Annotated in this window: 6 protein-coding genes; 5 read left to right on the forward strand and 1 reads right to left on the reverse strand. The window is 62.9% G+C overall.

Features of this window, described 5'->3' with window-relative positions; all coding sequences use genetic code 11:
• Positions 1-267 precede the first annotated feature (267 nt).
• Positions 268-963 (reverse strand): PEP-CTERM sorting domain-containing protein, encoded by a 696-nt coding sequence (locus ACIQ09_RS21225; protein ID WP_398314252.1) that lies wholly within the window; start codon positions 961-963, stop codon positions 268-270.
• A gap of 348 nt (positions 964-1,311) precedes the next feature.
• Here ACIQ09_RS21225 and ACIQ09_RS21230 point away from each other — a divergent pair, with 348 nt between their 5' ends.
• The 5 genes from ACIQ09_RS21230 to ACIQ09_RS21250 form a co-directional block, all read left to right on the forward strand.
• Positions 1,312-2,220: a hypothetical protein gene (locus ACIQ09_RS21230; RefSeq protein ID WP_398314254.1), complete on the forward strand. Its 909-nt coding sequence runs from the start codon at positions 1,312-1,314 to the stop codon at positions 2,218-2,220.
• A 37-nt stretch (positions 2,221-2,257) separates the two neighbouring features.
• Entirely contained in the window at positions 2,258-3,421 is a 1,164-nt protein-coding gene (locus tag ACIQ09_RS21235) for a methyl-accepting chemotaxis protein (RefSeq protein ID WP_398314256.1), read from the forward strand.
• A 110-nt stretch (positions 3,422-3,531) separates the two neighbouring features.
• Complete coding sequence (locus ACIQ09_RS21240) at positions 3,532-5,574, forward strand: response regulator (protein ID WP_398314258.1); 2,043 nt, start codon at positions 3,532-3,534, stop codon at positions 5,572-5,574.
• Between the two features lie 128 nt (positions 5,575-5,702).
• Complete coding sequence (locus tag ACIQ09_RS21245) at positions 5,703-6,128, forward strand: c-type cytochrome (RefSeq protein ID WP_398314260.1); 426 nt, start codon at positions 5,703-5,705, stop codon at positions 6,126-6,128.
• A gap of 28 nt (positions 6,129-6,156) precedes the next feature.
• A partial coding sequence (locus tag ACIQ09_RS21250) for a cbb3-type cytochrome c oxidase subunit I (RefSeq protein ID WP_398314262.1) occupies positions 6,157-7,092 on the forward strand: 936 nt, incomplete at its 3' end.

Here is a 7,092-nt window from a genome sequence, read left to right on the forward strand (position 1 = left end):
CGCGCCGGACTTCCCCGCCTGCTGGTGCGCTGCTCGGCGGGGTCGGAACGGGCTTTTCGGATACACCGAGCCCCTGCGGAACTTGAGTCGGGCACTGGCCGTTGATCACCTGCATTTCCGGAAGGAGGGAACCCCCGAAGGGGGCGCGACAGCGGGGTACGTTTCTTTGCCTTCTTTCTTGTCGTACAACAAGAAAGAAGGTCGCCTGCCGGGGGCGAGTCCCCGGCCAATGTGACGTAAGAGAACGGAAAGCCGTCCCGCAAGGGCTCACCGGTATGAGGTCGAAAGGCGTGAACTGACTACGTTCGCGAAAAATGTGGGAAGCGCTTCCCTATGACAAGTAAGGCTCTCCGCGCCCGGGGCAGTCCGCCGCATCACCCCCAGCCCGGCCAGACCGGCACCGAGCAGAAACAGGGTGGCCGGTGCCGGGACGGCAGTGGCTGGTGTGGCGTCGATTCGCACGCCCACATCCAGGTAGTCGAAGTAATTCGGGCCCCAATCCAGCCAGCCTCCCCCGCTGTGCTGGGCATACTCGTCCATCGGATTCGGTGCCTTGCCCGGGTGGATGCCCTTGATCCCTCCATCCGGTTCGAAAGACACCCAGTAGATTCCGGGGGCGATCACCCAGTCGAGACCAAAGACGCCATACCAGTTGAGCCCGCTTGCGCCGGGCAGCCCATGCGTCCGGCTGAACAGTACCTCGCCCGGAATGTTCCCCTCATCCCGATGCAGGCGGATCGTCACCGATCCCGGCGGGACCTCGATATTCGAGTAATAGCCCTCCACCGAATGGATGGCCTGCCATGACCCCACCGAGAACTCCCCGGCGAAGTACTGCGCTGGCTCGAACGCCCAAGGCTGCCCATTCACACCCGCCCCCGTATCCACGATAAGAGTCGCGGTGGCAGGAAAGGCGGAGAGGGCCAGCAGGACGGCTGAACAGCAGTTTTGCAGGGTGCGCATGAGAGCCCTCCTGGGTGCGCTGTGCAGGGCGCCTGAGGATGAAGGTGGCGCGTAAGTGGGATCAGTATAGGGTAGCGCCACCTGAGTCATCCCAGCATCCGCTGCACTCGATCCGATCCGGGTGATCGGGCATGCATCTTTCTTGTCATTCTTGTGCTGTTCCTTTGCTACCGGAATTTGTCACAAACTGTAACGGTCCCGCCCTGATCCCGCGCTCCGTCCCGGCTGAACTGTCCCATTCCGATTCACGGGGAGTTCACGTCATGTGTTTCACTACAGGAGGCTGGTCAGATGAGATTGAGCTCGATTCAGCACACCATCTCGGCGGTTGCGGGTGCGTGTCTGCTGGTGGCGGTCGCTGCCACGGTAGGTTTCGGCGTTTACTCTGCAGGTGATACCCAGGCCCTGGTCCGCGAGCGGGTCAGAACCCAGGTTCAAGAGGGCGCCCTGGTCAATTTGCAGGGGGTGGCCGGGACGCAGGCCGGCATCATTCAGGCAAAGTTCGATCTCGCCCTCGACGCGGCGCGAACGATGGCCCATGTTTTTGAGCTGGGCAAGCGTGAGAACGGCATTGCCATGGGGCGCAGTCAGATCAATGCGGTTCTGCTCAATGTGCTCCAGCACAACCCGGAGTTCAACGGGACCTATTCCTGCTGGGAGTCCGATGCGCTTGACGGTCGCGATGAGCAGTTCCGCACCGGTCGCGATGGCAACAATGCCCGCACCGGTCGATTCACGCCCTACTGGAACCGGGATGCGAAGGGCAATATCGCAGTCCAGCCCCTGGTCGAGTACGACACCATGGACAAGCATCCGAACGGCGTGCTCAAGGGCGGCTGGTATATCGGCCCCCGGGATACCGGGAAGGAGAGCGTGCTTGATCCCTTTCCTTACATCGTTCAGGGCAAGCAGGTCTGGCTGACCACGCTGTCGGTGCCCATCGTGGTTAACGGCAAGTTCCTGGGCGTGGCGGGTACAGACTACAACCTCGACTTCGTTCAGGAACTCTCCCTGCAAGCGGATCGAGGCCTCTTCGGGGGCAAGGCCGAGGTTATCATCGTCAGCAACATGGGCTTGATCGTGGCAGACAGCGAGAAGCCCGAGCTGATCGGCAAGCCGCTTGCCGAGGCGTTTCCCGGCGATATCAGCAAGGTCTTGCTCGGCGAGATCCAGGGGGGCAGAAGCACGGCCTCTCTTGATGAGTCGAGTGGGCAGATCACGGCGCTGGCCCCCATTTGCCCTTGGCCGCACGGGTAAGCCCTGGTCGGTGGTGATCAAGGTGCACAAGGACGTGGTGCTGGCCGATGCCTACGCCCTGGATCGCGATCTGGCCGAGCGTTCGAGCAGCGCTGTATGGTGGCAGGTGGTTGTGGGGTTGATCGTGGCATGTGCCGGAACGAGCTTCCTGTGGTTTGCCGCGGGTTCTCTGAGTCGGCCGATCCGGGAGGCCGAGCGCCTGGCCAATACTATTCGGCTGGGGGATTTTTCCCGCCGCATGGCTCACCTGCATGACGATGAGGTGGGGAGGCTGGCTGTCGCCCTGAACGATATGGCTGCACGGCTCCAGCTCCAGGCAGGTATCGCCGACCGGATTTCCCAGGGAGATCTCGATATCCGGATAGAACTGGCTTCCGAGAATGATCAGCTCGGCATTGCTCTGCAACGCATGGTGGACAACCTGAACGATGTGGTCAGTCGATTGCAGGGCGGGTCAAAGGAAATCACCGCCAGCGCCAAACAGGTTTCGGACTTGAGTCAGGGCCTGTCGGCGGGCGCCGCTGCCTCGGCGGCCTCGGTGACCGAGATCGGGGCGACGGTGCAGCAGATGGCCGCGAACACCAGGCAGAATGCCCAGAATGCCAGTGCGGCAGACGATCTGTCCAAGTCGGCGCAGGCCGTTGCGGTCAGTGTCAGCGCGCACATGCAGGAGATGGTCCGATCCATGGGCGAGATCGAGCAGGCCGGAGCAAGCATCACCGAGATCATCCGGGTGATTGACGAGATTACCGAGCAGACCAATCTGCTGGCCCTCAATGCTGCCATCGAAGCCGCGCGGGCCGGCGAGCAGGGACGTGGTTTCGCGGTAGTGGCGGACGAAGTGCGTAATCTCGCCAATCGCAGTGCCGAAGCGGCCAAAAAGGCGACGACGCTGATTGCCGGTTCCGCGGAGAAGACACGCCAGGGGGCTGCCATTGCCGATACGACTGCGGCTGCCCTCGAGGAGATCCTGAGTTCGACAACCCGCGTATCTACCCTGCTGTCCGATATCTCGGAGGCTTCCCAGCAGCAGGCCACCGGCTTCTCGGAGGTTGCAGTGGGGCTTGATCAGATCGACGGCGTTACCCAGCGCAACAGTGGTGATGCAGAGGTCTGCGCCAGCGCATCTGTCGTGCTCAGTGAGCAAGCGGCGACGCTGCTGGGGCTGACCGGGCGCTTCCGCGTTCGCAATGGCGGCTGAGCGGGCAACCAGCGATGACCCCGGATTGGGTTTCTGACGTGTCAGACCCCGCGTCGGGGAGTAAGCTCCCGTTCTGAAGCTGGTCGATGGGACGGGGCGCTGGGGCACATATGGTTGAGATGGAGGGCGGGGGCGCCGAGAAGGGCGCAGAGCGGCAGGCGTCGCTGCAGCGGGCAATTCTCAACGGGGTGCCCGATGGCATCCTGGCCGTTGATCAGGAACGCAGGATCGTCTCGGTGAACGAGCGTTTCTTTTCTGTGTGGGGTATTCCCCGGCCTGCCGGCGACCTGGAGGCCTTGCTTGGCACCCCGGAGGCCTTGCTGCTGGCCCATGCCCTGGCAAGGGTGGCCCTTCCCGACGATTTTGTGGCCCGGGTCGGCAGCCTGTACGACGATCCGTGGCGGGACGATGTCAACGACATTGATTTGCTGGACGGCCGCACTCTGCGGCGCCACTCGACGGCGCTGGGCAGTCCCGGTGGCCAGTTCCTGGGGCGGGTCTGGTATTTCCGTGACGTCTCCGACATCGTCCGATCCCAGAATGCGCTGGCAGACAGCGAGCAGCGCTACCGCACGGCCTTCCAGACCACTCTCGACGCCGTTGCCATCACCACCCTTGCCGACGGGGTGTATGTGGATGTCAATCAGGCTTTCATCGACATCACCGGGTATCCCCGGGACGAAATCATCGGTCACAGCTCTCTTGAGCTGGGTATCTGGGCCGACCCGGAAGACCGCAAGGGCTTCAGTGAGAAGCTGCGCAACAGCCAGGCCCGCCTGCAACTGGAGGCCCGCTTCCGCAAGAAGTGCGGGGAGGTCTTCTGGGGTACCTTCTCCGTGTCGCCGATGATGATCAACGGTGTTCCCGGCCTGCTGTCCATCACGCGCGACATCACCCTCAACAAGGCGGCTCAGGATGAACTGTCACGGCATCGGGATAGTCTCGAACAGCTTGTGGCCGAGCGCACCGCCGAGCTGTCCCGGGCCAAGGAAGCCGCCGAGGCGGCCAGTGTGGCCAAGAGCGCCTTCCTGGCCAACATGAGCCATGAGATCCGGACGCCGCTCAATGCCATTACCGGGATGGCCTATCTCATCCGCCGGGGCGGGCTGAGCGAGCGCCAGCGGGAGCAGCTCGACAAGCTTGAAGGCGCCGGCGAGCACCTGCTCAACATCATCAACGCAGTGCTGGAGTTGTCCAAGATCGAGGCCGGCAAGTTCGTCATGACGGAGTCGCCCATCCGCGTGAGCAGCATTCTCGACAACGTCCTGTCCATGCTGCATGCCCGTGCCCAGGCCAGACACCTGCGCCTGGTCTCGGAGATGGATGTGCTGCCGGACGATCTGGTCGGCGATCCGACCGCCGTGCAGCAGGCCCTGCTCAACTACGCCGCCAACGCGGTCAAATTTACCGAGACCGGCAGCGTGACTCTGCGCGTTGCCCTGGTCGAGGTGGATGCGGACAGTGCCCTGCTGCGTTTCGAAGTCCGGGACACGGGGGTCGGTATCCCGGCCGAGGCGCTGCCGCGCTTGTTTGCCGCCTTCGAACAGGCCGACAACACCCTGACCCGCAAGTATGGCGGCACCGGCCTGGGCCTGGCCATTACCCGCAAGTTGGCCGAGCGCATGGGCGGGTCGGTCGGAGCTGACAGCGTGGTAGGGCAGGGCAGCACCTTCTGGTTCACCGCCCGGCTACGGCGACGGGCTGCGCCCCAGTCCATGCTCTCCCCATCGTTGCCGGGGCCGGCCGAGGAGGTTCTCGCCCGCGACTATCCCGGGCGCCGTCTCCTGCTGGTCGAGGACGAGATCATCAACCGTGAGATCGCCCTGATGATGCTGGTCGATGCCGGTCAGGTCGTGGCGTGCGCCGAGGATGGCGTCCAGGCGCTCGAACAGCTCGCCAAGCAGCCTTACGACCTGATTCTGATGGATGTGCAGATGCCCAACATGGATGGGCTGGAGGCCGCCAGGCGGATCCGTGGCCTGCCCGGCGGAAAGGATGTACCCATCATCGCCATGACCGCCAATGCCTTCGTCGAGGACCGGGCGCGCTGCCTGGAGGCGGGCATGAGCGATTTCATCGCCAAGCCCGTTGACCCGGAAGTGCTTTTCACCACCGTCCTGCGCTGGCTTAAGAAGGCGGGCGGCGGCGCCTGAGGGCGCACCGGGCCCACGCCTTTTCGCCCCTCCGGGCCACCTTGACGGCAGTCAAGGACGTCCCCCTCCCCGATCCGGAACATCCGCCCCAAGCTGCGCCGTGCAGCGAAGCCATCCAGGGAGGTTCCATGAGCGGGACATTCACAAAATCCATGGCGCGAAACATCTTCTATGGGGGCACCGTTTTCTTCGCGCTCCTGTTCCTCGCGCTGACCTTCGATTCCTTGCAGGCCATTCCCAAGCGGGACAACCACGCCAACCTCACGCCGTCGGTCATCGCCGGCAAGAAAGTGTGGGAGGTCAACAACTGCATCGGTTGCCACACCCTGATGGGTGAGGGCGCCTACTTCGCCCCGGAACTGGGCAACGTCTACAAGCGCCGCGGGCCTGAGTTCATCAAGGCCTGGATCCAGTCCCAGCCCACCGGCGCACCGGGGCGCCGGCAGATGCCCAACTTCCATCTGACGGAACAGCAGCTCAATGATCTCGTCGAGTTCCTCAAGTACTCGTCCGAGATCAACACTGCCAACTGGCCGCCCAACATCGAAGGCTGATCGTCGATCAGAAAGGGAGCTAAAAACCATGCAATATTCCTCTCAGGCGGTCGCGAAGCCCTACTTCATCGCGGCCATCGGGCTCTTCACCGGACAGGTGCTGTTCGGGCTCATCATGGGCCTGCAGTACGTGATCGGGGACTTCCTGTTTCCCGCCATCCCGTTCAACGTTGCGCGGATGGTCCACACCAACCTGCTGATCGTGTGGCTGCTGTTCGGCTTCATGGGTGCGGCCTATTACATGATCCCGGAGGAAACCGAAACCGAGCTGTATTCGCCAAAACTGGCGCTGCTCATGTTCTGGGTTTTCCTGGTCGCCGGTGCCGCCACCATCCTCGGCTACCTGCTGGTGCCCTACGCCACCCTGGCCAAGTTCACCGGTAACGACATCCTCGAAACCATGGGCCGGGAATTCCTCGAGCAACCCCTGCTGACCAAGATCGGCATCGTCGTGGTCGCTCTGGTGTTCCTGTTCAACCTCACCATGACCATGCTCAAGGGCCGCAAGACGTCGATCTCGCTGGTGCTGATGATCGGTCTGTGGGGCCTGGCGGTGTTCTTCCTGTTCTCCTTCTACAACCCGCATAACCTGGTGCTCGACAAGTACTTCTGGTGGTGGGTCGTGCACCTCTGGGTCGAAGGCGTGTGGGAACTGATCCTTGGCTCCCTGCTGGCCTTCGTGCTCATCAAGGTGACCGGTGTCGACCGTGAAGTGATCGAGAAGTGGCTGTACGTCATCATCACCATGACCCTGGTCACCGGCATCATCGGGACCGGCCACCACTACTTCTGGATCGGTACGCCGGAATACTGGCAATGGTGGGGTTCCGTGTTCTCCGCCCTGGAGCCGATTCCCTTCTTCGCCATGACCGTCTTCGCGTTCAACATGGTGAACCGTCGCCGTCGCGAGCATCCGAACAAGGCCGCCACCCTGTGGGCCCTCGGTACCGGTGTGATGTCCTTC

The sequence above is a fragment of the Zoogloea sp. genome (assembly GCF_044344315.1).
GTDB lineage: Bacteria > Pseudomonadota > Gammaproteobacteria > Burkholderiales > Rhodocyclaceae > Zoogloea.